Annotated in this window: 24 protein-coding genes; 12 read left to right on the top strand and 12 right to left on the bottom strand. The window is 55.2% G+C overall.

Going from position 1 to position 26,018, the window contains the following annotated elements; translation table 11 throughout:
- Positions 1-17: 17 nt before the first annotated feature.
- Positions 18-431 (bottom strand): Minf_1886 family protein, encoded by a 414-nt coding sequence (locus SH248x_RS18310; protein WP_459555754.1) that lies wholly within the window; start codon positions 429-431, stop codon positions 18-20.
- Positions 432-653: 222 nt separating this feature from the next.
- A complete protein-coding gene (locus SH248x_RS18305) occupies positions 654-1,526 on the bottom strand; it encodes a PSP1 domain-containing protein (RefSeq protein ID WP_459555753.1) in 873 nt (290 codons plus the stop codon).
- A 153-nt stretch (positions 1,527-1,679) separates the two neighbouring features.
- On the opposite strand from SH248x_RS18305, the gene SH248x_RS18300 reads away from it, so the two are divergent.
- Both SH248x_RS18300 and SH248x_RS18295 read left to right on the top strand, forming a co-directional pair.
- The gene (locus tag SH248x_RS18300; protein WP_459555752.1) at positions 1,680-1,892 is read left to right on the top strand and encodes an addiction module protein; all 213 of its coding nucleotides are present in this window, start codon (positions 1,680-1,682) and stop codon (positions 1,890-1,892) included.
- On the top strand, positions 1,885-2,166 hold the full coding sequence (locus tag SH248x_RS18295) for a type II toxin-antitoxin system RelE/ParE family toxin (protein ID WP_459555751.1): 282 nt from the start codon (positions 1,885-1,887) through the stop codon (positions 2,164-2,166). Before SH248x_RS18300 ends, SH248x_RS18295 begins: the two co-directional genes overlap by 8 nt.
- Before the next feature lie 29 nt (positions 2,167-2,195).
- On the opposite strand, the gene SH248x_RS18290 is transcribed toward SH248x_RS18295, so the two are convergent.
- Genes SH248x_RS18290 through SH248x_RS18280 form a run of 3 tightly spaced genes read right to left on the bottom strand, consistent with a single transcriptional unit; the run spans position 2,196 to position 3,730 of the window.
- Entirely contained in the window at positions 2,196-3,167 is a 972-nt protein-coding gene (locus SH248x_RS18290) for an AAA family ATPase (RefSeq protein WP_459555750.1), read from the bottom strand.
- Entirely contained in the window at positions 3,167-3,466 is a 300-nt protein-coding gene (locus tag SH248x_RS18285) for a type II toxin-antitoxin system RelE/ParE family toxin (protein WP_459555749.1), read from the bottom strand. The genes SH248x_RS18290 and SH248x_RS18285 overlap by 1 nt, the downstream gene beginning before the upstream one ends.
- Positions 3,467-3,730 carry a hypothetical protein gene (locus SH248x_RS18280; RefSeq protein ID WP_459555748.1) on the bottom strand — a complete coding sequence of 88 codons (264 nt, stop codon included), beginning with the start codon at positions 3,728-3,730 and terminating at the stop codon, positions 3,467-3,469.
- 122 nt (positions 3,731-3,852) lie between these two features.
- On the opposite strand from SH248x_RS18280, the gene SH248x_RS18275 reads away from it, so the two are divergent.
- Positions 3,853-4,845, top strand: coding sequence for a 2-hydroxyacid dehydrogenase (locus SH248x_RS18275; protein WP_459558624.1), 993 nt, complete (start codon positions 3,853-3,855; stop codon positions 4,843-4,845).
- A gap of 158 nt (positions 4,846-5,003) precedes the next feature.
- Positions 5,004-5,660, top strand: coding sequence for a YkgJ family cysteine cluster protein (locus tag SH248x_RS18270; protein WP_459555747.1), 657 nt, complete (start codon positions 5,004-5,006; stop codon positions 5,658-5,660).
- A gap of 370 nt (positions 5,661-6,030) precedes the next feature.
- Here the strand turns inward: SH248x_RS18270 and SH248x_RS18265 are convergent, their stop codons facing one another.
- Entirely contained in the window at positions 6,031-6,324 is a 294-nt protein-coding gene (locus SH248x_RS18265; protein WP_459555746.1) for a hypothetical protein, read from the bottom strand.
- Positions 6,325-6,537: 213 nt separating this feature from the next.
- On the opposite strand from SH248x_RS18265, the gene bshB1 reads away from it, so the two are divergent.
- Complete coding sequence (bshB1, locus tag SH248x_RS18260; protein ID WP_459555745.1) at positions 6,538-7,242, top strand: PIG-L family deacetylase; 705 nt, start codon at positions 6,538-6,540, stop codon at positions 7,240-7,242.
- A gap of 154 nt (positions 7,243-7,396) precedes the next feature.
- Here bshB1 and SH248x_RS18255 read toward each other — a convergent pair whose 3' ends face one another.
- Complete coding sequence (locus SH248x_RS18255) at positions 7,397-8,212, bottom strand: hypothetical protein (protein ID WP_459555744.1); 816 nt, start codon at positions 8,210-8,212, stop codon at positions 7,397-7,399.
- A gap of 447 nt (positions 8,213-8,659) precedes the next feature.
- Here SH248x_RS18255 and sppA point away from each other — a divergent pair, with 447 nt between their 5' ends.
- A complete protein-coding gene (gene sppA, locus SH248x_RS18250) occupies positions 8,660-10,612 on the top strand; it encodes a SppA family protein (RefSeq protein ID WP_459555743.1) in 1,953 nt (650 codons plus the stop codon).
- A gap of 334 nt (positions 10,613-10,946) precedes the next feature.
- On the opposite strand, the gene SH248x_RS18245 is transcribed toward sppA, so the two are convergent.
- Positions 10,947-11,894, bottom strand: a complete 948-nt coding sequence (locus SH248x_RS18245) for a serine O-acetyltransferase (protein WP_459555742.1) — start codon at positions 11,892-11,894, stop codon at positions 10,947-10,949.
- A 269-nt stretch (positions 11,895-12,163) separates the two neighbouring features.
- Between SH248x_RS18245 and SH248x_RS18240 the strand changes: the two genes are divergently transcribed.
- Positions 12,164-13,432, top strand: coding sequence for a hypothetical protein (locus SH248x_RS18240; protein ID WP_459555741.1), 1,269 nt, complete (start codon positions 12,164-12,166; stop codon positions 13,430-13,432).
- Positions 13,433-13,791: 359 nt separating this feature from the next.
- Complete coding sequence (locus tag SH248x_RS18235) at positions 13,792-15,393, top strand: efflux RND transporter periplasmic adaptor subunit (RefSeq protein ID WP_459555740.1); 1,602 nt, start codon at positions 13,792-13,794, stop codon at positions 15,391-15,393.
- A gap of 105 nt (positions 15,394-15,498) precedes the next feature.
- Here SH248x_RS18235 and SH248x_RS18230 read toward each other — a convergent pair whose 3' ends face one another.
- Positions 15,499-17,076 carry a thiamine phosphate synthase gene (locus SH248x_RS18230; protein WP_459555739.1) on the bottom strand — a complete coding sequence of 526 codons (1,578 nt, stop codon included), beginning with the start codon at positions 17,074-17,076 and terminating at the stop codon, positions 15,499-15,501.
- A gap of 100 nt (positions 17,077-17,176) precedes the next feature.
- Here SH248x_RS18230 and SH248x_RS18225 point away from each other — a divergent pair, with 100 nt between their 5' ends.
- Positions 17,177-17,398: an addiction module protein gene (locus SH248x_RS18225; RefSeq protein WP_459558623.1), complete on the top strand. Its 222-nt coding sequence runs from the start codon at positions 17,177-17,179 to the stop codon at positions 17,396-17,398.
- Entirely contained in the window at positions 17,352-17,711 is a 360-nt protein-coding gene (locus SH248x_RS18220) for a type II toxin-antitoxin system RelE/ParE family toxin (RefSeq protein ID WP_459555738.1), read from the top strand. The genes SH248x_RS18225 and SH248x_RS18220 overlap by 47 nt, the downstream gene beginning before the upstream one ends.
- Here SH248x_RS18220 and SH248x_RS18215 read toward each other — a convergent pair.
- Positions 17,636-17,974 carry a DUF433 domain-containing protein gene (locus SH248x_RS18215; RefSeq protein ID WP_459555737.1) on the bottom strand — a complete coding sequence of 113 codons (339 nt, stop codon included), beginning with the start codon at positions 17,972-17,974 and terminating at the stop codon, positions 17,636-17,638. The genes SH248x_RS18220 and SH248x_RS18215 overlap by 76 nt on opposite strands.
- A gap of 429 nt (positions 17,975-18,403) precedes the next feature.
- On the opposite strand from SH248x_RS18215, the gene SH248x_RS18210 reads away from it, so the two are divergent.
- Entirely contained in the window at positions 18,404-20,920 is a 2,517-nt protein-coding gene (locus SH248x_RS18210) for an ATP-dependent Clp protease ATP-binding subunit (RefSeq protein ID WP_459555736.1), read from the top strand.
- 248 nt (positions 20,921-21,168) lie between these two features.
- Here SH248x_RS18210 and SH248x_RS18205 read toward each other — a convergent pair whose 3' ends face one another.
- A complete protein-coding gene (locus SH248x_RS18205) occupies positions 21,169-22,140 on the bottom strand; it encodes an acyl-CoA desaturase (protein WP_459555735.1) in 972 nt (323 codons plus the stop codon).
- A gap of 502 nt (positions 22,141-22,642) precedes the next feature.
- On the opposite strand from SH248x_RS18205, the gene SH248x_RS18200 reads away from it, so the two are divergent.
- Positions 22,643-24,901, top strand: coding sequence for an NfeD family protein (locus tag SH248x_RS18200; RefSeq protein WP_459555734.1), 2,259 nt, complete (start codon positions 22,643-22,645; stop codon positions 24,899-24,901).
- A gap of 132 nt (positions 24,902-25,033) precedes the next feature.
- Here SH248x_RS18200 and SH248x_RS18195 read toward each other — a convergent pair whose 3' ends face one another.
- Positions 25,034-25,951, bottom strand: a complete 918-nt coding sequence (locus tag SH248x_RS18195; protein ID WP_459555733.1) for a TrmH family RNA methyltransferase — start codon at positions 25,949-25,951, stop codon at positions 25,034-25,036.
- Positions 25,952-26,018: the final 67 nt, after the last annotated feature.

Below are 26,018 nucleotides of genomic sequence, written 5' to 3'. Positions count from 1 at the left end.
GACTGACGTCGCCAAATCTATATTGCGTTTCCACGCTTTTTTGATCGGAAGGCTTTTGAAGTATCGATGGCGTAATCACGTTCCAGAGCCGCTTCGAAATCGTAGACGTCACAGAAATCGACGAGTTGGTCTCGGTCGGTCTTCCGCATATCGCCACGTTCAATCAGGTCGAAAACGATGTGGCCGAAATCTTCGGTCTTCTGCACACCCCATTGTTGGAAAACAGTCTTGGCGAGCATGCCAAACTGATCCTGTCCGAGCTCCCGGATTCCGTGGAGAAGTTCCTGCCCGGAAATATGGGCACCTTCATCATCCGGATCTTCACTCAATCCACGGTTCAGCTTTTTCTGTGCGTGCTGAAGAGCCTCAAACACGAACTGATAGGCGTGTGGATGAAAACGATGACCAGTGCTCGTGGTTCGCGTCGTCATACTAAACCTTGAGGTAAAAGGGACACTGCTTCCATCGTGCGAGAGCAGGAGATGAAAGTCAAAAGACTTTGCGATCAGTTTCGTCCGACATCGAATTCTAAGACAATGGTCAAAACAGATAAAGACAGAAACGTCCCTAGAACCGAAAATCTCGGATTCCCTCATCAACCAGAGCGCGCGTCCTGGATCAGGTTGTTTGTCAGGCAACCAAAACAACAAAGCTCAATTTCGTGAGAATCCCGGATCGGAACTGTCTTCGGCTGCGTCTCGTGACGGAGCGCCTGCCTGCGATTTGTTCACCACCGTCAGAATGTCCTTTGCGTCCGCCATGACACGACGTTCGCCGTAGTCGATCAGGACTTTCTTGGACAGGATCTCCTGAGCGAGGACTTTCCCCTGCCCTGCCTTGGTTAAGACGGTTGCTCCGACATTTGGCAGTTCGCGCTGATGTTCTTCGTAGGTGTCATACTCATATCGCAGGCAACATTTCAATCGCCCACATCGACCTGAGATCTTGTTGGGGTCGAGATTAGCTTTCTGCAGCTTGGCCATCTTCATCGAGACGGGAGGCATCTCCTTCAGGTGCGTATTGCAGCAGACTGGCTTGCCGCAGTCTCCATAATCGGCCAGCAGTTTGGCTTCATCGCGAACGCCGATCTGTCGCATTTCGATGCGTGTCTGGAATCGTTTGGCGAGCGCTTTCACCAGTTCGCGAAAGTCGATCCGCTTCTCCGACAGGAAGAACAAAATCAGGCGTTCACCCCCAAAGATCCGCTCGATATCGACCAGCTGCATTTGCAGTTTGTGATCTTCGATGATCTTCTTGCCGTCTCGAAACTCTTCCTGCTCGCGGCGTGTGACTTCATCGCGATTCATTCGGTCTTCGTGGGTCGCTAATCGCAGCAGCTTTCCGGTTTGCTCTTTGAGTTCCAGATACTCGCGACTCTTGTCGGTCGCGACGCAGAGGACTTCGCCCCATTCGGTCCCGCGATCGCTGCGCGCAATGACTTCCTGCCCTCGGGAAAGCTCATGGGTCCCACGCCACTCGAAGTCGCCGAGCAGACGAGTCGTACCATAGCGGACGATATAATTCATGCTGAGATCCGTCGTTAAGTCGAAACAATTCAGAACAGCGTATCCTATCGGACGAACCGCGTGATGACCAGTGGAGCAGGCGATTGAGCAAGGTTCAGATTTACATTGTCTTTTGTCGAGATAGAATAATTCTCCAATACTTGGGAGCGAACGATGAACCAGACACAGCTTTTTGACGAAGCATTGAAACTAGATCCTCAGAGCCGCATGGATCTTGCAATGGATTTATTGGAAACAATCGATCCGCCTCCAGGAAAGCCGATCACTGCCGAAGAGCTAAATCGACGCATTGTCGAGATTCGTAGCGGTGCAGTCGAAGCAATTCCCTGGGAAGAAGCTCGAAAGCGAATTTTCGGGAATGGCTGATTATCAGTTCGAAATCCACCCCAAGGCAGTGTGGGAACTTGCAGATGCTTACCAATGGTATGAGCGGCAGGACCATCATGCCGCTAAGAGATTCGAAACTGCGATAGATCAGGCAACCGTCCGGATCATGCGAGCACCAGACAGCTTCGCTCTGTATTTGGGTTCCACGCGAAGAGTACCAGTGAAAAGATATCCGTATTCAATCGTCTACACACTGGACGAGATCGGAATTCTTTTTGTCGCTTTCTCTCACACGTCCCGAGAAGAAGGATAGTGGCTTGATCGCCTGAACGATCAACGTTTCTAAACCCGCTGCCCGCTCAATCCCTCTCGCCAGACCATCACCACCTGATCCAGCCAGCCTTCAATGATTAGCGGGATGGATGCATAACGTGAGACTTGGTAACTCGCCTGCAGCGTGGCTTCGATCATTTCTGCCAGTCGTTCCAATCGTTCCGGCTCTTCGCCATTGCCTGCTGGCCAGCGTCTGAGATTTCCCTCTTCGATGCCGCATTCTGCGATCAACTGTCCGCGGATGGCTTCAATCGCTGCTTCGAAGATGATCTGAGCGGCTTCGCGCTGGGCGGAGGTTTCTTTGCCTGCTGTCTCGATCAGTTTCATCACTTCGCTGGCCAGCGGGACTCGCTCCAAGGGGGGCTTGTTGAACAATCCCCTGGCTTGTCGGCGAAGTTCCTGCTCTTCGGGGGATTCCTGTTTGCCTTGATCCGGACGACTCGCGAAATAGACGATCTGACAGCGGCTCTTGATCGTCGTCAGGAGACGCTCCATCTCCTCAGCCATCAGGATCAAAATCGACTGCTCGGGGGGTTCCTCGAGTGTTTTGAGAAGCGCATTCGCGCTCGCTTCGTTCATCGCATCCGCATCGGAGATGATCGCAATGCGTCGCCCTGCCATCATCGGCTTGAGGGAAAACTCATAACACAGTCCCTCTTTGCCACGTCGCTCTGCAGATCCGACGAACAAATCAATCGGCAGCTCCGACTTCCCCTCCGGCAGGCCGACCGTCAGTAGATCAGGATGCATGCCCGCGAGGACCTGCTTGCACCCCGGGCACTCGCCACACGCAGCCAGCTCTGTCTCGCCTGTCCGTCGACAGAGCATCGCCTGCGCGAACAACCTTGCAAACTCTTCCTTCCCACAGCCAGCCGGGCCAATCAGCAGATAGGCATGCGCCAACCGCCCGCGCGCTGCTGCACGACGGAACATTTCGATGGCACGACTTTGATGAGGCAGGGATGCGAACAGGTCAGACATTAAATGAAGAAGCCTTCAACATCTCGTGAGCCGTGCAGAAGTCGAGCGACTTCGATTCCACTCGGGCGAACGAGGTAATAAACAACGTAATTTTTCTTAAATGTGAAACAGCGAAGACCGCGTCTCAATTCGTTTCTTATCGTACCCATTTCTGGTTGACGAGCGTACTGAATCAGCTTGGAGTCAAGTTCCGAAATGAATTTCTGAGCAACGTCAAATGAGCCGGATTGCGTCGCGAGATAGTCAACTATTTCCTGAAGATCTTCGTAGGCCTGCATCGAAATGAAAAACTGGGCCATCTAAACAATGCCCTTTTTCTTCAGTCTTTCTCTGGCAGTTTCCAGGACTGCTGCTGCATCCCAAGGAATCGCTTCGCCTCTCTCGATGGCCTGGCAAGCCGGCTCCAATTCCGATCGCAACGCATCCAGCTTCGCCTGATACTCTCGAAAGCGTACGAGAGACTCTTCCAGCGAGACCTTCACATGAGGCTCGGCTTTCAGTTTCTCTTTGACAAACTGATGAAACAGTTCGAATTCCTGTTCGAGGTCTACTGCAATACTCACCTTCTCACCTCGGATGAATTTCTAACGCCATCTCAATAATCACACCGCGCAAGATCCCAGTTTTGTATGATAACACGCGGTTCGCACGCGGGACAACACTCGAACTCGGAAGCAGCATTTCGATGAAGATCGCATTTTACAGCACAAAACCTTATGACCGTCAGTATTTTGGCGAGGCCAGTCACGATTTTCGTCATGACCTGACTTACCTCGAACCTCGACTCGATGCGACGACGGCGTCGCTGGCAGAGGGGTATCCGGCTGTTTGCGCGTTTGTGAATGACACCCTCGATAAAGACGTTCTCCAGACACTTGCTCAGGGTGGGACCAAGTACGTCTCCTTACGGTGCGCCGGATTTAATAATGTCGATCTCGATGCCGCCCGGGAACTTGGCATCAAGGTCGTGCGAGTCCCGGCCTATTCTCCTTACTCGGTTGCAGAGCATACTCTCGGCCTGATCCTGACACTCAACCGCAAGATCCATCGTGCGCATGCACGCATCCGCGAACATAACTTTTCGCTCAACGGACTGGTCGGGTTCGATCTGCATGGGCGAACGATCGGCATCATTGGGACGGGGGAAATCGGGGCCACGTTTGCCAAGATCATGACTGGCTTTGGCTGCACCTTACTGGCTTATGACCCGAAGCCGAATCCCGCCTGCGATTCGCTTGGCGTCAAATTCGTGACACTCGATGAGTTGTTCGCCCAGTCTGATATCATCTCGCTGCATTGCCCTCTCACGCCTCAAACGAAGTACCTCATCAATCCTGAGACCATCGGAAAAATGAAGCACGGAGTCATGATCATCAATACCTCGCGCGGCGCGGTCATTGACACCCGTGCCGCGATCGATGGTCTCAAGTCAGGCCAGATTGGCTACCTGGGTATTGATGTCTATGAAGAAGAAGGGCATTTCTTCTTTCGTGACCTTTCGGACGAGGTGATCGACGATGATGTTCTGGCTCGATTGATGACGTTTCCAAACGTCTTGATCACCGGACATCAGGCCTTTTTTACTGCTGAAGCGCTCACCGCGATCGCTCACACGTCCCTGCAGAATCTGGCAGATCTCGAAACGACCGGCCAGTGTGCGAACACTGTCGGTGAGTGAGGGGAGGCTGTTAATCTGAGGAAAGTTTAGCGATTGTAACGATTCTCCTGATGCACGCTTCGCACATCTGCCGATTCATTTTCATAATAGCCCTCCCCTTTTGCGTTGCGCGTTCGCCTCCCGAATCGCGTTTTCGCCCTGCCACGACGGACCGAGTTATGAGTCTCTGCCAGGACTGCCACGCTGGATGTTGCCGATCGTTTGCTGTCCCGACCACGGGTGCGGACATCCTGACGATCATGGGCGACCTGAAGCTGGATTTCTGGGACTTTGCCTGTCGCTGGGAAGATCGTGATGGCATTATTGCGAGGAATTACGCGCCGCATTTTCGTTTTCAAGACGATCCGGACACGCCGTACGTTGTCTGCTTAAAGCACGTCAATAGCCAGCAGTTTTCTGGCACGACACGCTGTCTGTTTCTCAAAGAAGGTTCTCAGCCGTCTGGTCCGGCTGCGAAAAGCTCTTGCGGCATTTACGGATCACGCCCCGCTGCCTGTCGAGTCTTTCCGCTGAAATTCGCCGCTGCTGGTGATCTGCCGATCATTTACGACATTCCTGCCAAAGGGCGAGAAGGGCACGAGAAAGCCTACGACCTCTGCAAACGGCAGTGGGAAGTCAGCGACGTCAACCCGATCGAAGCGGTCCAGGACCTTGCCGTCGCCAAGTATGAGATGGAGTTCTTCACGCAGATCGCCCAGGTCTGGAATCGCAACCCGGGGGACTGGCTTTTGTTCCCGCAGTTTCTTGAGATCGTCTACGAAAACCGCGTCACCCGCGAGACACCGGCTGCTGTTCCACAACGTCGCGCTGCCTAATTTCTTCCTTTATGCACGGGGTAGTCCGGGTTGTCCAAACCCGGACGGCGAAGCCACTAGAAACGCGCCATCTGCTCACCGGACCCGCTTATACCAGTCACCACTTACTTCAGCGCGTCTTCTTTCCAACGTGCCATGCTTGCGGCTTTGAGCAAGCATGTTCTGAACGCGCCAACGTCGAATAAAGCAGCATGCTTACCCAAAGCTGTAAGCATGGCACGACTTTTGTGACCGCGCGGGCTTAAATTGGGATTGGTATTATTCAGTGACCTCGTTGCGTCTCGTACTTCGCATGACTCCAAACAAAAACACCCCACTCACTTTTCGTTGTGAGCAGGGTACTTTGCGACCTGTCTGGCGATTCAAACCGTTAATAGTAGCCGAGGTTCCGCTCAATACTCAGCGCCTTCTCCGACGTTAAGTATTTCTTCAGCGGATCGTTTTCATACTCGCGAGGCTGGTCGGATCGTCCTTCGGTCCCGGCGTCTGTGACCCATTTCTCGGCTTCTTCGTCCGAGTCGTCGGCGTAGTCGCCGGTTGAGGGATCGAAGCCTGTCATCGAGCTATGCCACACATTGCGAATCTGTCCGCAACCCGTGGTTAATAAGGTCGAAATCGTGACAATTAAGATGCGCCGACGTGAAAAGAGAGAGTGAATGCTCATGGCGACTTCCCGTGGGGGTCTGTCAGCGCGATAATCAGAGGTGGTCGCTGACGGGACAGGGGAGATTATCCCGGTCTTCGATTTCCGTCGAGAAGATTCGCCCCGCCAGGCAAGTCGTCTGTAATTCCTACAGCCTTTGCTCGACTTTATTCTCTCCACAGACGGGAAAGTCTGTGACACAAAATCATCACCAACACACATTGAAATGCAGTCATGTCTGAAGCTATTGACCTCGATATCCTTGTCGTTTCGGCACACCCTGACGATGCTGAACTCAGCGTCGGCGGCCTGATCGCTGCCTCTCGTCTGCAAGGTCTGAAAGTCGGCGTTCTCGACCTGACTGATGGCGAGCCGACTCCCTATGGCAGTCTGGAAATTCGCGCACGTGAAACTGCCGTCGCGACGAATGTTCTGAATCTCAGCTGGCGAGAAAACCTCGGCTTGAAGAATCGCAATCTTCGCGATACCGACGAAGCCCGCCTGGCTGTTGCCTCTGTCTTTCGGCGTACGCGACCGAAACTGATCCTCTCGCATTACTGGGAAGACGCTCACCCGGATCACGTCGCGGCGTCGGCTCTTGTTGATGCGGGGCGATTCTGGTCGAAGCTTTCGAAGTCAGATATTCCCGGCGAGCGCTATCACCCGCCGAAGATCCTGTATTACCTCAGCATTCATATGCGCAACCAGCCCAAGCCGTCGTTCGTCTTCGATATCTCAAACGTCATCGACCAGAAGCTCGACTCGGTCCGTGCCTACGAAAGTCAGGTCATCCAGGGACGCCCGACCGAATACCCGACGGTCATCGACGATGTCAAAGATCGCGCCCGCTACTGGGGCTGGACCATCGGCACGACCTACGCAGAGCCATTGTTCTCGAAAGAAGAGATTGGTATTCGCAGCGTGAAGGACCTGATTTAATACCAGCCCGTTTCTATCCGAGCGAGTTTCCCTCTCAAAGTGCCATGCTTGCGGCTTTGAGCAAGCATGTTCTGAACGCACCAACGTCAAACGAAGCAGCATGCTCACCCCGAAGCTGTGAGCATGGCACGACTTTTAGGCCGCACGGCGAGCTTTACTTCTCGATGATCTTTGACTGGGCACCGGTGCCGACTTCGTGGGCGTCCATTGTCAGACGGATCTGCGAGTGTGGTTTGAAGCCGTCGCGTGTGTCCGAAGAGGCTCGCTGTTCTTTGTCAATTTGGACCGACCATTTTGCGAGGCCAAATGGAACCTGATTGGTTGCGTAGATCTGAGCTTTGTTGGTCGTGCGGGAGGTATCGCTTTCGCTGACGAGCGTTCCTTCGTACTGAGTGGCTTCGAAGGTTCCGGCGGGAACTGTCAGCGATTGTGGTCCGCCGGCTGTCGTCAGGTCCTGATAATGACGCAGGAGCGCCAAGACTGGATAGGCTTGAAAAACGCCGCTTTCGATTGGGCGGACTGGGTCTTCGCCTGTCTTCTGATACCCCTTCACGATTGGCAGATACTCATTGGCGATGCGGCTGTTGTCTCGCGATTGTCCTGTGACGACGGATTCGGGGACCAGAATTTTGTACATGTGCTGACCGCCGGGGCCTGACTTGATTTCGCCTTCCGCGCGTCCGGTCGTTGATTCGATTTCGATCCAGCGACACTCGACGGTTTCGCCATTGTACTCGGCTTGCTGCGAGCCGACACTGCGAATTTCGAGGTGCTGGCGCCAGGAGAGGTTCAGGTCTCCCTGGTTATTTTCCGGACGGTAATCCGTCTGGCGGTAATCGCCTTCGAATCTGACCCAACCGCCAGCGTCTGGCAGGGACCAGAGAATTCCCTGAGCCTGGGCTGAGGTAGCCAGCAGGCTGGTGGCGATGGTTGTGATCAGGCAAACGATCAATTGAAACGGACGTCGCATCTGCTCGACCCTCAACGTTCTTCGTCTTAAAAGCGGTTCGTCAAAAGCTCGATTCAAGATCGCCCTTCCCGCGTCGAACTACCAACACGAAACGAGGCGATCTGCCGGTCATTTGTCTCCAGTCTGACGATGACAAGCTGTTTCCACAAGACCACTTACGCGAACACGGCTGGTTCCCGGAAAGAGATTGACGGTCTTGACTGGCAGGCCTAAACTTCAGATTGTAACGAATGTACGGATGCCGGGAATTGCGCTCCCCCGCTGTCGCCAACTCATGGTTATGTTCCCGAGAAAAGTCGATTCGTCTCAAGTTTGCGAAACCGCAGTTGCATGCAGTCAGTAACAGAGGTCGTTCGAGAATAGGTTTTTCGGCTCGTCACCATGAGTCTGTCTTCGGCCACTCTTGCAGCTTTTCTTTTTTCTCCTTCACTTAAGGGACGCCGTTTTATGCTACGCCGACTCTCTGCGACCGATTCAAATTCTGGTCGCTTTGCCTGGAACAACCTCAGTTGGGAAGTTTTTCATGGCGTTGCGTTCGCCATCGTTCTGTGTGTCAGTCACGTCGTCATGACGAAAGCAGAAGCGGGCGATACGAAAGTCCTCGCCCAGGCGACTGCGACACAGAAGAAAGAAGCCAAGGCTGAGAAGACCGAAAAAGAAGCGGGTCCGAAAACGATCACCTGGGCTCAGATCACGATCAAGAATGACTACACCGAAGGGGCCAAAGCAGCAGGCCTGTTCGGGGATCTCGAAGAGAAACTGACCGACATTCAAAAACGCCTGATGAGCGCCGGCGAAGACAAGAAGATCGATGGTATCTTCCTCAACATCCAGCCGACTGCGATGGGACGCGGGACCCTCAACGAAATCACAACGACCATCGCCAAGGTCCGTGCGATGGGCAAGCCTGTTTATGCCTGGGTCGAATCCGGCAATGCTGGTGATTACCTCATCGGAGCCGCCTGCGACAAGGTCTATCAGCCGGAAGCCAGCATGCTGATGCTGACAGGGCTTCAGATGGAGATCGGTTTCTATAAAGACATGCTCGACAAGCTGGGCGTCAAGACGGAAGTCCTCGCGGTTGGCGATTATAAAGCTGCTGGTGAGCCTTACTCTCGCTCTCACATGAGCCCTGCGTACAAAGAAGAGATGGAAGCGATCATCGATTCGCTGTACGACCAGATGGTCACTGCGCTCGCCAAATCTCGCAACAAATCGAACGACGAGATCAAGAAACTGATCGACAACGGTCCTTACTCGTCAGAACAGGCTTACAAGCTGGGCCTGCTCGATGGGCTGTGCTATCAAGACCAGTTTGATGACCTGATCAAAGAACGTTACCAGGAAGAAGTCGTCATCAAGATTGACGAGAAGTACGGCAAGAAGAAGGTCGACCTCGACTTTGAAGGCTTCGGCGGGATGGTCAAGATGATGAACCTGCTGATGGGCATCGAAGCAGAGCCGAAGAAGAACCTGCTGCCGAAGGTCGCGATCATTTACGCTGTCGGTCCGATCATGACGGGCAAGTCGATGAACGATCCCCTTTCTGGCTCGGTCATGGGTTCTGAGACGATCATCAAAGCCGTCAAGGAAGCCTCCGACAACCAGAACGTCAAAGCCATCGTCCTCCGCGTCGACAGCCCTGGCGGAAGTGCACTCGCCAGCGATCTGATGTGGCGTGCCCTGGAAGAATGTAAGAAGCCGATTGTCGTCAGCATGGGCAACGTCGCAGCCAGTGGCGGGTATTATATCTCCATGGGTGCGGATTACATTTACGCAGAACCAGGCACGATCACCGGATCGATCGGCGTCATCAGCATGAAACTCGCGCTGGAAGGTCTGTACGAGAAATTCGGTATCAACACCGACATCATTTCTCGCGGTAAGAACTCGGGAATCATGAGCTCGACCTCTCCCTTCACCGAAGAGCAGAAGACCGCCATGCGAGCCCTCTCTCTTGACATCTACGGCCAGTTCACCCGGAAAGCCGCTGAAGGGCGCAAGATGAAACTGGAAGACCTCGTCAAACTTGCTGGCGGTCGAGTTTATACCGGCGAAGCAGCTGTCAAGAACCACCTGATCGACGAAGTCGGAACCCTCACAGATGCCATCGCGAAGGCCAAGTCTCTGGCTGGCTTGTCTGACGACACGAAGATCGACGAACTCTCTTTGCCGAAGGCCACCAGCCCGTTTGAAGCCCTCTTCGGCGATGTCGAAGCAGGCGTCTCGATGAACGGCGCTTCGTCGAACCTGGTCCTGAGTCAGATGCAGACACTGAAGGCAACGTTCCCTGAGCAGTTCAAGCTGGTCAGCCAACACCTCAACGGCCTGTGGGGCCTGCTGCAACTGCACAACGAACCTCAAATGCTGATGATGCCTTATTCAATCATCGTGCGTTAAGGTGAGCTGTCTTTGTTATGCAAATTAAGAACGCCTCGCATCCCACAAAGATGCGAGGCTTTTTTTATGCGCTCGCAGAAGATCGGACTGGAACGCAGAGGGAACAGAGTTGAACAGAGGACGCGGAGACGAAGTCCAGAATCAGCGAGACTTCTTCTCAACGTGCCATGCTTGCGGCTTTGAGCAAGCATGTTCTGAACGCGCCAACGTCGAACAAAGCAGCATGCTTACCCAAAGCTGTAAGCATGGCACGATTTTTCAGGAACTCGCTATTTCAAGTGCGATTTGCTTCTTTCTTACCAAGCCCTAAGCCCCACTCCCTATGCCCTGTTCCTCACGACGCCTCGCGGAAACGCAGGGATGGTTTATCGATCGTGACGACCGTGCTCGCAGGGACGCTCTTGCTCAGGGAGACGCTGGCGCCGATGACGGAGTAGGCGCCGATGTGGGTGTCGCCACCGAGGATGGTGGCGTTGGCGTAAATGACGGTTCCTTCGCCGATGGTCGGGTGACGTTTGGCGCCGCGGATGATGGTGCCGTTTTCGTCTTTGGGGAAGCTGAGGGCGCCGAGCGTGACTCCCTGGTAGACTTTGACGTTGCCGTGAATGATGCAGGTCTCGCCGATGACGACGCCGGTCCCGTGATCGATGAAGAAGGAAGGCCCGATTTGTGCACCCGGGTGAATGTCGATCCCGGTGCGGGCGTGCGACCACTCGGCCATCATGCGAGGAATGTACGGGACGTCGGCTTTATAGAGTTCATGGGCCAGTCGATGGACCGTGACGGCTTCCAGGCCTGGATAGCAGAAGATGATTTCATCGGTCCCCTTGGCAGCCGGGTCGCCATCGAAGGCGGCCTGGACATCGGTCGCCAGTAGTTTGCGAATGGCGGGAATCGTTTCGAAGAAATCGACGACGATTCGGGTCGCGAGATTTTCGTAGTCGTGTTCGTGACCGTTATTGCAGACGCTGATCCCCTCTTTCATGTCGAGGTGACGCAGCGCTCGGCAGATCTGAATAATCATGCGTTCGCAGAGCGAATCGACCAGATCACCGACGTGATACTCGATGTTCCCCAGGTGCAGGTTCTGTCGCTTCTTGTAACCGGGGTAGAGCAGTTCCTTGAGATCTTCGACGATCTCGATCACCTCATTCATACTCGGCAGCGGGCAGTATCCCAGGTGGTTAATGGTCCCCAGGTCTTGATAACTCTGGACAATCATGTCCGTGATCTCAGGGAGTTTGTCCTTGAGCAGCATTTGAACGGGCATCGAAGTTGACATCGTCGGGCACTCGATTCTGCCTGGATTCAGGCCATCGACTGAAAAGGAAGGAAAGACTTAAGAAGACACTGGTGAAGCCGCGCAGGATCACTACGAGCGACGAATTTTAGAGCCTTTAGGCAAAACCGGTCAACGGCGCCTCTCCTGACGATCATAACGCCCCCCTGCTGGAAAGGCGATATTTACAATTCCCCGGCCGTTTTCACCCTCACACGAGCCCCTTTCCGGTTCGATGAGATCTCTGATCGTACACACGAGACGGGCTCATCATGCGCCAACCACACACAACTCCCCGACCTGCGACCGCTGCGATTTATCCCTGGATGAAACAAATCCAGGAGATCCGCAGCCACGCGCCTCGCAGCGACTCTCGTGATCAGGGGGCTGACCTTTTTCCATTGTTGGAAACCCGGCAGTTCCGACGTGCCACGACCGATAACGGCGTCACGCTCAAGGCGCACGAGCAGGAATTGACCGCTTTTTCGGCTGCCATTGATGCGGAACTTCAACTCGCTGCCCGGTCGGCTCCGGAGCGGATGAATGTCTCCCAGATTACGCAGCTGCTTCGGCTGGAACAGCGTCTGGTCGCACGTCTTAGCTGTGGCCAGAACTGGGTGAAACGCACGCAGGACATGACTGAGCAATTACGTGACATTCAATCCACCATGTCACGCGAACTCCAGTCGACGCGCGTTATCGTCCGCCCTTTGATCGAACTTCTCGATCAGGAAGCCCGCCTTCTGAAGTCCCAGCTCACGCCGCTCGAATGCTGGTACTGGCTGCTCATCGACACGACCAGCGGCCTCGACGAGGTCTCCCCGATCAAACGCCAGATACTCCGTCCGATTCTCAATGCAATGAGACTGGCGGCGATGCTGCAGGATCAACCATTGATCGTCCGCGAAGAACTGCTTCTGGCGACGATTTTGTGTGATCTTCCCTTGATCGCCCGTGTCTTCCGGCCGTCTCGACGTTCTCTTTCCGAGCAGGAACTTGAACAGACTCGCAAAACCCATGCGACCGCCGCCGTTGCGCTGGCGACTGGCATTTCCGATCTCCCCAGCGGCCTGCTGAGCTTGATCGGGCAGCATCATCAGAGCGCCAGTGTCTCCACTGGAGAGACCTCCTTTACGATGCTTCGTCCTCTGACGACTTTGCAGACGATCATCAGCGTCGCTGACCTTCTCGCCTCCCATCAGGGTCGGCTCCCGCTGCATGAGGTGCCGCTTTCCGCTGATCCGACGACTCTGACGATGTTCCAGCAGTCGGTCCAGGTGGCTGTGACCGCTGGCGAGCTGGCGAACGTGCCCCTGCAGCAGGTTCTCAAACCACTTCGTCTCGACGAAGCCTTGGCCGCAATTCCGGAGTCCTCATCAACACCAGAGACCCCGCTTCAGCGACTCCAGCGTCTCCTCCAGCAAAACCACCTTCGCCTCGACCCTCCAGAAACAATCCGCGCTCCGCTTTTCCAGGTCACTGGCAAACGCGACCGCAAACGCCGACTCTCGTCGTACCCTGGCCCTAAGAAACGCGTCTGATCTTTCGGGGTAGTCCGGGTTGTCCCAACCCGGATGGCGAAGCCGCAAGAAGCACGCCATCCGTTCTGGACGCCCAGTCATTTTATTAGCCCCCTAACAATCCCCTCCTCGAAAAAATCCCCTCAAACCATCCATATCCGCCAATTCGTTCTTGCGACTCAGATCTGTTTGTTTACACTGATGTGTCCCACCCCGGTGACCGGTTGCTCTCCTGCTCGCAACGGACACCCCCCACCGCCTCGATTCTGTCCCACCGACGCTCCATCCCAACGACCGCCTTGCCTGGCTTCTCGACAGCCAGCAGGCTCGAGTCGCCTGCGGACGTTTTTTTGTCTCCCCCGATCATGAAAGCACTGTTCATGTCGCGAACTGGCTTTATCCGAACATTCTCTGTTGGCCTGCCTCTGGTCCTTGTTGCCGTTGTTGCGTCTGTCGTCGTTATCTGGCAAGTCATGCCGCTTACCGCCAGTTCCGCGCCGAAGAACTACCTTTCCAAGCCTGCTTTCATCGGCGATCTGCAGATCGTCGTCAACGGCAACGGTCACCTGGAAGCCATCGATTCTGTCACGATGAGCTCTGAGGTGGAACGCGACGTCAAGATTCTCGAGATCGTCAACGATGGCTCCTTCGTCAAGAAGGGGGACGTTCTGTGTAAGCTTGATTCGGGCGAGATTCAGGAACGCCTCGCCCAGCAGATGTCCGACGTCGTTGAAGCTGATGCGAAGCTGATCGAAGCCGAAAAGAACCTTGGTGTTCAAGAACGCACGAACGAATCGACCATCGAAGAAGCGATCCTCAACGCTCGGCTGGCGGAGCTCGATCTGGCGGCTTATCTGGAAGGTGAATATCTACAGATGACGAAAAAGCTGCGGGGTGAACTTCAGCTCGAAAACGAAAAGCTGAGTCGCTCTGTCGAATCTCTTGAATTCACCAAACGCATGGCTCGCAAAGGCTACCGTTCACAAACGGAATTGGAAGCCGCTCAACTTCAGGTCTCTCAACAGCAGTTGACCTACGAAGCCAAGCAGGAAGAACTCCGCGTCCTGACGGACTTCACCTATGAACGACGGACGTCCGAGTTGAAGTCCAAAGCCAAGAACATGAAGTCGAAGATGGAGCGGGCCAAGGAGCAAGCCGAGATCGAGATGGCTAAAGTCGAGGCTGACTTCGCCACCCGCAAATCACAAAAAGAGTACGAAGACTTGCGTCTGCATTACTGGGAACGCCAGCTGGCAGCCTGCACCATTGTTGCTCCCAAAGACGGTCAGGTGCTCTATGCGAAACCACAGCGCCGCAATTATGCATCCACCTACGAAGTCCGCGTCGGCTCCAGCGTCTACGAACGCATGCCAATTTTCCAAATGCCCGATAACTCTGCGGTGAAGATCAAAGCTAAAGTTCACGAATCGAATTTCCCGCGGATCTCCCTCAAGCTGCCGGTCAACGTGCGTATCGAAGCCTTCCCGACTCATGAATTCAAAGGCGAGATCAGCTACATCTCGACTGTTCCCAATGATGGCGAATTCCCCAACTTCGATCAGAAGTATTACGACGTTGAGATCCGGATGCACAAACACGAAGACGCCAACATCGATATCAAGCCAGGCCTGTCGAGCACGTTCACGATCGTTTCAGAAAACCGCAGCGGCGTGCTTCAAGTCCCTGTTCAATCGGTGATCGCGATCGGGAAGTCCACTTACGTCTATGTCGACAAAACCACGACCGCTGAGCGACGTCCGGTTCGCTTGGGCGCCTCTAATGATGTCAGTGTCGAAGTTCTTGCTGGTGTTGAGAACGAAGAGCGAGTCATCATGAATCCACAAACGACCTTCGCTGACGAAATCGCCAAACTCCAGCAGATCTACAGCGAAACGGCCAAGACGAAAAAGCCGACCGACGCGACCACAAATCCTGTCCTGCCAGCGACAGCTGAAGCCCCGAAGCCCGCTGCAGAGGCTTGATAGTATTTTCTGTGTGCCACGACCGTGTCGGCCGTGCGGTTAGGCCTATCACCCCGCTCCAATCCCACGGCTGACACAGCCGTGGCACACGCCCTGTTCTTTGCACTACCCCAGTATCATTTTCAAACGGCGGGTTGCTTCTCGTGCATCGTCCGCACCGCAAATGGCGCTGCTTACTGCAACTCGTCTTGCTCCTGCTTCGACGACGCTGACGAGATTTTCTTCATCGACTCCGCCGATGGCAAACCAGGGGGTTGCGATCTCGCTCGCGACCGATTTCACTAGATCCAGTCCGACAAATTCATCACTGCGAAACGTCTTCGTCTTCGACACGAAGACTGGCCCGACCCCGAGGTAATCGGCTCCATCAATGACCGCCTGACGGGCCTGCTCGATCGAATGGGTTGAGACGCCGATCAGCTTCTCAGTACCGACGATCTTTCGAGCATCGCCGACGCTCGCTTCGTCTTGTCCGACATGGACTCCATCGGCATCGGCCATCATCGCGATATCTGCCCGGTCATTGACGATGAATAACACACCCGCGTCACGCGTCCACTCGCGGACCAGTTTGGCGGTCTCGATCAGGCGACGATCACTCATCCCCTTTTCTCGCAGTTGAATGACATCGACGCCCCCTGCCATCGCATCGCGGATAAGGGGGCCTAATCCATTTGGACACATTTCCTCAGTCACGAGCAGGTACAGCCGAGCGGAGGCGAGTTTGTCGCGTCGATCAAGAAACATCACGAGCATCTGCTCGATCGAATAAAACCGATAACGCAACGATTCACACATCTTCGCAAACTCGACGCTGACCGCTTTCCCATACTCCTCCAGCGTTCTCAGCGACTCCCCAATCCGCTTGGCGTTGATGACCGCGATCTGAGCAGGACTTTCGCGGAGATACTCCGAAGGGGTCGTCAGCGAAGTCCCCAGGTCCCCCGGCGTGTCTCGGGCTGCGATCATGGAAGGCTTGAGGTAGCGAGTCGCCGCGATCGAGACTTCATGGCGAAAGTCTTTGAGTAAACCGGTCAACATCCGATGCTCAATCGCCAGACGGCAGAAGTCTTCGACCACCCGTAACCCTTCACGGAGTCGATTGAGATTCACATCCAGAATTCGCAGCACTTGCAGATCGTGACTGGCTGGCGAAGCGGCGGGCGTCAACGTGAAGTCGACATTGATTGCTTCCGTGGAATGTCCGCTCATCTGGCCAATCTGGCCGGTGATTGCTTCCGCTCTCAGACCTTTCTCGTGCAACCAGTTCGACACGGGCGTCAGCTGCGACAGAATCGCGACCAGCAAATGCTCCGTCCCTGCTTCGATGTTCGTCGAGATCCGTCCCGCGACTTCGCCGGAGAGACGCGTCAGATCGAGCAGTTCTGCATCCAGGACGCTCAAGGAAAAGATTTCATCGACCTTCGCCTGCTCGACCTGCTTGAGCACTGCCTGCACCAGCGATTCCGACAATCCTTCCAGGGGAAATTCAAGTTTGACATCCCCAAACGTCACCCCCAACTGCTCCAGAATCTCACTGGCCCGCGATTCGAGCAAAAACACCGACCACAGGACATGCACCTGCGGATCCCCCTGCCCCTCGTCACTGCCATCCATCTGCGTGAGACGATGCGCCAGTAAAAGAGCCCGACGAAGTCCGAGGGTGATTTTCAGGTGATGCATAAAGTTTCAATTCTTGTTGACCTCATTTTGATTTATGTGAATACTACTTTTGGTGCGTTCAGAATTCATCACAAGGCAAGCAGCTTTCTGGCAGTCGATTATGATCTCAAATGACCAACCAGACCTCTGGTCTCAAGCACTCGAACTCAGTATGCAAGAACGCGCAGATCTTGCACTCATGCTTTTAGACAGTCTGCCAAATAAAGATGATGTGTCGGTCGAACAAGAATGGATCATAGAAATCCAACGACGACGAGAACAAGCACGTCTAGGTCATGAACCTGGAATCCCATGGGAGCAGGTCCAGAAGCTCATGGCGTAGTAATTCATTGAACAAGTATCAGGTCATTTTCCGACCGGAAGCGACCGAAGAAGTTGTCGAAGCCTGGCACTGGTATCGCGCCAAAGGCCCGGAAGTCGCCGAGAACTTCAATCGCCAGCTCGCGGCAGTCATTGATAAAATCTCTGTCAATCCGATGAACTCGCTTCCTTTCATCGACGAAACTCGAATCGCGATGGTACGCCGATATCCCTACCAGATTGTATTTGAAGTGATCGATCACCGGGTCGAAGTCCTTGCCGTCAAGCACTCAGCACGTCGCCCTGGGTATTGGCGATCGCGGAAGCGCCGTTGATTGCGACTTGCGTCTCGCTCAAGATCCTGATCCAGCAGTTGCATGCGCCCGACCATCTCATCGAAATGGTCGTAAAAATACGTCAAAGCAGCATAGACCTGCTCCGGCTTCAAGTCCGGGTGCTGGTGCATCAATTCGTCAGCTGACCAGCCGTAAGCGTAATGTTCACCCGCCAGATGGATCACCTTATAGCGAGTTCCATCAATGACTGCCTGATCGATCGCTGCCGTAGAAATGTGTGGGTATTGCGTGACTGAGCCCATGACTGCCTCGAATCTTGGAATATCGAATCTGAGTTTGATAGTACTCTTTATCTTTGAGCAATGCATTAAAATTGCCTGTTGGCTGCCGCAAGGATGTCTGGCAACAACCGACATCCTACCTGTCGAAGATTTTCTCCGCGTCTTGGCGCCTATGCGTTGACTCTGGACTCCCCAACCCCAGCAATCCGGATCTTTGGAAGCCTACCGGCCCCAACTTTTCCGCCCTGTCTTGTCGGAAGTCCGACCCCGAACTAGAATCCAGTGTGATCGACGTTCCGACGCACATCCAAACTTCGGGCACACAACCTGCATATCATTCCCATTTAGCGCCTTCACAAGCGAATTATCTGCCATAACGGCAGAGCCCCGGCTCGCTGACCGATCCACGGCGGGTAACTTCAGCAGCATTAAGAAGAGGGAAAGCAAAACATGTACGAACGATTTACCGATCGAGCCCGCAAGGTCATGCAACTGGCCAACCAGGAAGCTCAACGTTTCAGCCACGAATATATCGGCACCGAACACATTCTGTTGGGTCTGGTCAAAGAAGGATCAGGGGTAGCCGCTAACGTTCTCAAGAATCTGGACGTCGATCTTCGCAAAATCCGCATTGAAGTGGAAAACATCGTCCAGCCCGGTCCCGAACTCGTGACCATGGGCAAACTGCCTCAAACGCCTCGTGCGAAAAAAGTCATCGAGTACGCCATGGAAGAGGCCCGCAACCTCAACCATAACTACGTCGGGACCGAACACTTGCTCCTCGGCCTGCTCCGTGAGCAGGAAGGGGTTGCTGCCCAAGTTCTGATGAACCTCGGACTCAAGCTCGAAGACGTCCGCGAAGAAGTCCTCAACCTCCTGGGTCACGGCATCGAAACCGCCGACACCGGCGAGCGTGGCAATCCTGGCGGAGCAACCACCGGCTCTGCCAAGGCCAGCAAGAGCAAGACACCTGCCCTGGACAGCTTTGGTCGCGATCTGACCGAACTGGCCAAGCAAGGCAAGCTCGATCCGGTCATCGGCCGCGAACGAGAAATTGAACGCGTCACCCAGATTCTCTGCCGACGCCAAAAGAACAACCCGGTTCTCCTCGGGGAAGCAGGCGTTGGTAAGACCGCCATCGTCGAAGGCTTTGCCCAGATGGTGATCGATGGGAGCGTTCCGGATCTGCTCCGCGACAAACGCATCGTCGTGCTTGACCTCGCGATGATGGTCGCCGGGACCAAATACCGCGGCCAGTTCGAAGAGCGGATCAAAGCGGTCATGAACGAAGTCCGACGTGCCCGCAACACCATCCTCTTCATTGATGAGTTGCACACACTCGTCGGTGCAGGGGGAGCTGAAGGTGCGATCGATGCGTCGAACGTCCTCAAGCCTGCTCTGTCTCGTGGCGAGTTGCAGTGTATCGGTGCGACGACTCTTGACGAGTACCGCAAGTACATCGAAAAAGACTCTGCTCTGGAACGACGTTTCCAGACCGTCGTCGTCGACCCACCAACCGAAGCGCAAACTGTCGAGATCCTCAAGGGTCTGCGCGATCGTTACGAAGAACACCACCGTGTCGAAATCACCGACGACGCGATCGAAAAAGCGGTCGAGCTGTCGTCTCGCTACATCACCGGACGCTGCCTGCCAGACAAGGCGATCGACGTCATTGATGAAGCCGGTGCCTATGTCCGTCTGAAGTCGATGGTCCGTCCGCCCGATATGAAAGAACTCGACGACGAAATCGAAGAGCTCAATCTCGCCAAAGAAGAAGCGGTCGCCAATCAGGACTTCGAGAAAGCCGCCAATCTGCGAGATCAGGCCGATAAGCTCCGCCAAAAGCGAGAAAACATCTCGACCGAATGGAAGCAGAAGGCTCAACAGGTCGATGGCATCGTCGATGGCGAAATCGCCGCGACCGTCGTCGCCAAGATGACCGGCATTCCTCTGACGCGGATCTCCAGCGAAGACGCGACCCGTCTGCTCGAGATGGAGAAAGAACTTCACAAGCGGATCGTCAGTCAGAACGAAGCGGTCAAGCAGGTCGCCAAGGCTGTTCGACGTTCTCGCAGCGGTCTGAAAGATCCCAAGCGACCAGTCGGGGTCTTCCTGTTCTCAGGTCCAACCGGGGTCGGTAAGACGCTCACGGCCAAGACGCTCGCAGAATTCATGTTCGGCGACGAAGACAGCCTGATCCAGATCGACATGTCCGAGTACCAGGAGAAGCACAACATCAGCCGTCTGATCGGTGCCCCTCCAGGCTACGTCGGTTACGAAGAAGGTGGCCAACTCACCGAGCGGATTCGACGTCGTCCGTACGCCGTCGTGCTGCTCGACGAAATCGAGAAGGCTCACCCCGACGTTTACAACATGCTCCTGCAGATCATGGAAGAAGGCCACCTGACCGACAGCTTCGGTCGCAAGGTCGACTTCAAAAACGTCGTGCTGATCATGACCACGAACGCCGGTGCTGACATCATCACCAGCGGAGCCTCCTTCGGCTTCGGTGCCTCCAAGACAGCCGATTCCACATACGACAACATGAAGCGCGAGCTGATGCAGGTCCTTCACAAGACCTTCAAGCCCGAGTTCCTCGGTCGTCTGGATGAAGTCGTTGTCTTCCGTAAACTGACCGGCGATGATCTCAAACACATCGTCGAAATCGAACTCAAGAAAGTCCGCGAACGCCTCGGTCAACGTGGTGTCCGTCTCGAGCTCGACGAAGCCGCCCGTGAATTCCTCATCACCAAGGGGAACGAAGGCGAGAACCTCGATTACGGTGCCCGCCCACTGCGTCGCTCGGTCGAGATGTTCATCGAAGACCCACTCGCCGAGGAACTCCTCCGAGGCTCCTTTGAAGGCAAGAACCTCATCCGGGTTGTTGTCAAAGAAGTCGGCGATCAGAAACAACTCGACTTCGAAGCCGTCGTAGACGAGGCAAAGAAACTCGAAGCCGTTTCGTAACGAACATCGATGTTCAGCAAAAACCAAAAGCCCCGAGTTCATCCTCGGGGCTTTTTTTATGGATCGCGATGAGTTGAACGTGTGCCACGGCTGTGTCAGCCGTGTTAGTGGACGTTCACTGCGCGAAGGCACGGCTGACACAGCCGTGGCACACAGGGAATGGTGTCGGTGATTGTGGAATGCAGAAAGCCTATCCCACGACAAAGCAGAAGAGAGAACGAGGCTGTCCAAGACGCCTTCCGTGTCCACTATCGAACGCGCTTTTGAGCCTTTTGAGCGGCTGTCGGGAGTTTAACGTTCCACGCCAGGCCGAGCTTATGCATCATCCAGATGACGTACCATGAGGTATCGAACTGCCACCATTCCAGTCCATGACGAGCAGAACTCGGGAAGGCGTGGTGAGAGTTATGAAAGCCTTCACCGCTGCTGAACAGGGCACACAGGTAATTGTTGCGGGAATCGTCATGAGACTGGTAATCACGGGAGCCAAATAAATGGCAGATCGAGTTTGTCGTGAAGGCAGCATGTTGCACAACAAAGACGCGGGCACACCCTCCCCATAAGAAGCCCAGGAGCGCACCTTCAGCCGTTCCTGTGATCAGCCAGGCGATCCCTGTTGGAAGAAGATAAGCGAGGGGAAACCAGAGGAATAACCAGGTTTTGTGAAACCAGACAATGAGCGGATCGCGGAGCAGATCGGGCGCGTAACGCTCATAATCGGGCGTGAGAAGATGACCAGTGAAAAGCCATCCCATGTGGGAGTACCAGAACGCAGACAGACTGTTGAAGAACCCTGGTTCATGGAGAGAGGGAGAATGCGGGTCGCCGGGTCGATCGCTCAGGGCATGATGTTTACGGTGGGCAGCGACCCATTTGATGGGCGACTCTTGAACAGCGAGCGCGCCCATAGCCGTCCAGAAGGCCCGGATTGCGGGTATCGTCTCGAAGGAACGGTGCGTCAACAGGCGATGATAGCCGATTGTGATCCCCATCCCTGTCAGGTTGATGCCGACAAAAAAGATCATGAATTGAGTCAGATCGAGATAACCACGAGAGATGCTCCATGCCATGGCGGCGATCAGGCCCAAAATGGGCCCGACGACTCCCACGAGAGTCGTCGCGACGTGCAGCCACGATGATCCGGGAGGTTGCAGCGTTTTTTCGTCGAACGAGGGATTGACGGTCAGCGGGTCAAAATCGGCCAAACCTCGAGATTCCATCGTTTTCTCAGCGGAGTCTTGCAAAATACCGTCCTTCTGGTTGCCACGCCTGCTTGCATTGCATCTAAACGCGAGAACACTTACGAGAATGGTCTAAATAAAAGCTAAGCGGAGACAGGGAGCAGAGGCAAGGACCGTTCCCGGAACTCATCCGTTTTGGCGAAAACAGCCCTCATCGAGCATGATTTGCCTGCTGTACCGACAAGAGTTTGTCGGCATTCGATGGCAGCGGCGTGTTGTTTCCTGCCGCGCTTTTCGGATTCTTTCTCGGTTAGCCACCAAATCAAGCTACTCCGCGTGATCCTGATCGGCTGCCAACCCGTTCAGGTTCTACGTGGCAGTTCGCGGCCTCAAAGTTTGACCCTGCAAATTTGTTAAGCCTATAATGCGTTACCGATCATGAATGAACCGCGTTCCTTGCTGCGTGTCGAAATCGTTCGAGCGCAATGTGTTTTTCGGCGAGTTCGACAATGCTGATGTTGATTTGAGAAAAGACGACTCCATGCGACACCTTCGGCCATCCCGACTGCTCCTGGCCTGGATGCTGACTCTGCTGAGCGTTCTCAACGCCCGCGTCACCACGGCTCAAGATCCAGTGCCCGCCAACGACGCCAAGCCAGTCGAAGCCAAACCAGCCGACAAACCGGTCCTGGCTCAATTTGTGACTGTCGAAGGGACTATCGACGATTCCACCGTCGGTCGCATTCGCAACACTGCGCTCAAACTTCAGGAACAAGCGACCCTCGAAAACCGCAAAGCCATTCTTGTCCTCGAAGTCCTGCCGGGTTCGAGCGAACTGCTTCAGGCGATGCGCGTTGCCAAGGACCTGACTGCGAACTCAATCAGCCGGGTCAAGACTGTCGCCTGGGTGCCACAGTCACTGACTGGTCACAACGCTCTTGTCGCCTTGGGCTGCAAAGAAATCGTCATGCACCCCGATGCATCGCTTGGCGATATCGGACTCGGCAAGCCTGTCGAACCCGGCGAACGTCAGGGCATCATTGAACTCATTGACAAACGCTATAACCCCAAGCTCAGTCGGGCTCTCGTCACAGGCATGCTGGATCCTCAAGCTGAGGTTCGAGTCATCACGATCGCCCGTGGTGATGAGATTGAAAAACGAGTCGTCACCAAAACCGAGCAGCAGGAGCTCATCAACTCCGGTCTGGAGATCACTGATTTCGAAACCATCAAAGAGCCTGGCGAGCAAGGCGCGTTCTCTGCCAGCGAGGCCCGTGCTCTTGGCTTCCTCATTCAACACACGGCGGACTCGAAAGACGCCCTCGCCCAAACCTATGGCCTTCCTGCCGAAGCAATGCGCGAAGACCTCATTCTCGGCAAATCACCCGCCGTCCGTCTCATTCACATCACCGAGACGATCGACCCGGTGCTCGAAGCCTTCATCGAACGGCAGATCGACCGCGCCACTTCGGCCCGCGCGAACACCATCATCTTCCAGATCCAGTCCCCCGGCGGGTATTTGCTCTCCGGCGAGAACCTTGCCAACCGCATCATCCAGTTGCGCGACCAGAAGGTCCGTTCGATCGCTTTTATCCCGGACCACGCCTACTCCGCAGCCGCTATTGTGGCGCTGGCGTGTGACGAAATCTACATCCTCCCCGACGCCCGCATTGGCGATGCAGGGCCGATGGAGATCAAACCTGGTGGGCAGTTCGAACGCGTTCCCGAGAAGATTCTCTCACCGCTTCGTCAGCGCCTGAAATCTCTGGGCGAAGAAAAGGGCCGCCCCCCTGCACTCCTCGAAGCCATGTCTGATAAAGACCTGGATGTCTACGAAGTCACCCACCGCGATAACGGTCGTCGCTGGTATCTATCCGACGACGAAATCCACCGCTCGAATGGCGAGTGGATCAAAGGCCGCGTCGTGCCAGAATCCGAGAACGATCTCCTTCTCACCGTCACCGGCGACCGCGCCGTCGAACTCAAACTGGCAACCGCGACGGTCAGCGATCTAGCCGACCTTCAAGCCCGCCTCGGACTTCCTGAAGGGACGCGCCTGGTCGGTGTCGAACGTACCTGGGTTGATGGGATGATCTTCGCCCTCGCCTCCCCCGCTGTCGCTGGTTTGCTGCTGTTTCTGGGGATTATGTTTCTGTACATCGAAGCTCACTTTTTCACCGGCTTCTTCGGCATCCTTTCGGTCATCTGCTTTTCGATTTTCTTCTGGAGTAAGTTTCTCGGCGGCACCTCCGGCTGGCTCGAAGTCATCCTCTTCGTCCTCGGCACCGGAATGCTTCTGATGGAGATCTTCGTTATTCCGGGCTTCGGCGTTTTTGGAATTACGGGCATCCTCCTGGTCATCGGCTCGCTTGTCATGGCCTTCCAGACTTTCGGCAACTATGAAGTCGGCGGCGACTGGTTCAACCTGCTGCGTACGATGGGGACTCTCTCAGGGACGCTCGCAGCCGTCATCATCATGGGGGCTGTCATCTCGAACATGCTGCCGTCGATCCCGTTTTTCAACGCCCTCATCCTGCACCCGGACACAGATTCCCAGCAAGGCGGCCCGCGCCTTCGCCCTGACCTCTCGGGGGAAATCTCAACCTCGGCTGCTGGTGTCGGTCCCCACCTCGTCGGCCTGCGCGGCAAATCCGCCACCCTGCTCCGCCCGGCCGGTAAAGCCAGTATCGAGGGCCACATCTACGACGTCGTCAGCGAAGGGGGCTTTATCTCCCAGGACGCCGAAGTCGAAGTCCTCCAAGTCCGCGGGAATCGCATCCTTGTTCGTGAGATCACCTGATTGATCCGCATGATTCGCTCCCTTCTCCCCCCGGGAGAAGGTGGCCGAAGGCCGGATGAGGGAATCGCGCCAATAAGCCTGCTTCGTGCAATCAACATTCGAGGGCACCAGCACTCTTTCATTCTCGTCCGCTCAACTCCCTGACCTATGCGTTCCAGCCTTCCTCCCTCGAAAGTGATACAGACAAATCGAAGCCGCATGACTCACATTCAGCGAGTCGACTCCCTCTGCCATTGGAATCACTATCTCCACATCTGCCAGCTTTCGGTACTGCTCACTCAAACCCTCTGCTTCATTCCCAAACACGAGTAGTGACCGCTCAGCTGGCACCACCTGATCGAGATCAACCGCCTTCTCGCTCAACACCGTCGCATAGACCTGATACCCAGCTTCTCGCTTGAGCCACTCAATCTCCTGCACCGCATTCGCCACCTCACGCACCTGTAGCGAGAACAGGTTCCCCATCGATGTCCTCACGACACGCCGACTGAACGGATCCGGCGCCCCCGGCCCCACCAGCACCCCGCTGACCCCAAACGCCGCCGCCAGTCGCATGATCGTCCCCAGATTCTCCGGCGAGTTCAACCCCGGACACCACACGAGCCGCCCAGTCTTCTCTCTCTCAGTTCCAACTCCGTGTGCCACTGGCTGTACCAGTGCGTTTTTATCCTCGTGTGCCACTGCTGGCTTGCCCTGCAGTGCTCTCCTGCCTTCAACCAGCTCCTCCAGCGTCGCATTCCCCGGCCTCTTCCCACAGGCCAAGACCCCCGCATGAAAGTTATACCCGACCAGTCCTTCAGCCGCTTTCTGCTCAACCAGATACACTGGCACCTCCGGAGCCAGCCGATCAAAAAACGGCCCGAACTCCTCCCCTCTCCGCTCACTGATCAGCACCGACTCGACCTCCAGCCCGGACGCAATCAGCCGCTCGACAACCCGCCACCCCTCCGCAATAAACCGCCCCGACCACCGCGTCAAATTCGTCTGCCGCACTTCCTGATAAACCGCGAGCCGCTCATCTGTTACATCATCAATTCGCACGATCGGCATTCAACTCACTCCTGTCATGACGCAAACCTCGACACGTGTGCCACGACTGTGTCCAGCCGTGCCGACA

It is taken from the genome of Lacunimicrobium album, assembly GCF_052161635.1.
Taxonomy (GTDB): Bacteria; Planctomycetota; Planctomycetia; order Planctomycetales; family Planctomycetaceae; genus SXPC01.
This window is presented reverse-complemented; position numbering and strand designations above follow the sequence as displayed.

Excerpts from the sequence above, each read along its gene's own strand:
- SH248x_RS18310 (WP_459555754.1), bottom strand. The coding sequence starts at position 431 with ATGACGACGCGAACCACGAGCACTGGTCATCGTTTTCATCCACACGCC.
- SH248x_RS18305 (WP_459555753.1), bottom strand. The coding sequence starts at position 1,526 with ATGAATTATATCGTCCGCTATGGTACGACTCGTCTGCTCGGCGACTTC.
- SH248x_RS18300 (WP_459555752.1), top strand. The coding sequence starts at position 1,680 with ATGAACCAGACACAGCTTTTTGACGAAGCATTGAAACTAGATCCTCAG.
- SH248x_RS18295 (WP_459555751.1), top strand. The coding sequence starts at position 1,885 with ATGGCTGATTATCAGTTCGAAATCCACCCCAAGGCAGTGTGGGAACTT.
- SH248x_RS18290 (WP_459555750.1), bottom strand. The coding sequence starts at position 3,167 with ATGTCTGACCTGTTCGCATCCCTGCCTCATCAAAGTCGTGCCATCGAA.
- SH248x_RS18285 (WP_459555749.1), bottom strand. The coding sequence starts at position 3,466 with ATGGCCCAGTTTTTCATTTCGATGCAGGCCTACGAAGATCTTCAGGAA.
- SH248x_RS18275 (WP_459558624.1), top strand. The coding sequence starts at position 3,853 with ATGAAGATCGCATTTTACAGCACAAAACCTTATGACCGTCAGTATTTT.
- SH248x_RS18270 (WP_459555747.1), top strand. The coding sequence starts at position 5,004 with ATGAGTCTCTGCCAGGACTGCCACGCTGGATGTTGCCGATCGTTTGCT.
- SH248x_RS18265 (WP_459555746.1), bottom strand. The coding sequence starts at position 6,324 with ATGAGCATTCACTCTCTCTTTTCACGTCGGCGCATCTTAATTGTCACG.
- bshB1 (WP_459555745.1), top strand. The coding sequence starts at position 6,538 with ATGTCTGAAGCTATTGACCTCGATATCCTTGTCGTTTCGGCACACCCT.
- SH248x_RS18255 (WP_459555744.1), bottom strand. The coding sequence starts at position 8,212 with ATGCGACGTCCGTTTCAATTGATCGTTTGCCTGATCACAACCATCGCC.
- sppA (WP_459555743.1), top strand. The coding sequence starts at position 8,660 with ATGCTACGCCGACTCTCTGCGACCGATTCAAATTCTGGTCGCTTTGCC.
- SH248x_RS18245 (WP_459555742.1), bottom strand. The coding sequence starts at position 11,894 with ATGTCAACTTCGATGCCCGTTCAAATGCTGCTCAAGGACAAACTCCCT.
- SH248x_RS18240 (WP_459555741.1), top strand. The coding sequence starts at position 12,164 with ATGCGCCAACCACACACAACTCCCCGACCTGCGACCGCTGCGATTTAT.
- SH248x_RS18235 (WP_459555740.1), top strand. The coding sequence starts at position 13,792 with ATGTCGCGAACTGGCTTTATCCGAACATTCTCTGTTGGCCTGCCTCTG.
- SH248x_RS18230 (WP_459555739.1), bottom strand. The coding sequence starts at position 17,076 with ATGCATCACCTGAAAATCACCCTCGGACTTCGTCGGGCTCTTTTACTG.
- SH248x_RS18225 (WP_459558623.1), top strand. The coding sequence starts at position 17,177 with ATGATCTCAAATGACCAACCAGACCTCTGGTCTCAAGCACTCGAACTC.
- SH248x_RS18220 (WP_459555738.1), top strand. The coding sequence starts at position 17,352 with ATGAACCTGGAATCCCATGGGAGCAGGTCCAGAAGCTCATGGCGTAGT.
- SH248x_RS18215 (WP_459555737.1), bottom strand. The coding sequence starts at position 17,974 with ATGGGCTCAGTCACGCAATACCCACACATTTCTACGGCAGCGATCGAT.
- SH248x_RS18210 (WP_459555736.1), top strand. The coding sequence starts at position 18,404 with ATGTACGAACGATTTACCGATCGAGCCCGCAAGGTCATGCAACTGGCC.
- SH248x_RS18205 (WP_459555735.1), bottom strand. The coding sequence starts at position 22,140 with ATGGAATCTCGAGGTTTGGCCGATTTTGACCCGCTGACCGTCAATCCC.
- SH248x_RS18200 (WP_459555734.1), top strand. The coding sequence starts at position 22,643 with ATGCGACACCTTCGGCCATCCCGACTGCTCCTGGCCTGGATGCTGACT.
- SH248x_RS18195 (WP_459555733.1), bottom strand. The coding sequence starts at position 25,951 with ATGCCGATCGTGCGAATTGATGATGTAACAGATGAGCGGCTCGCGGTT.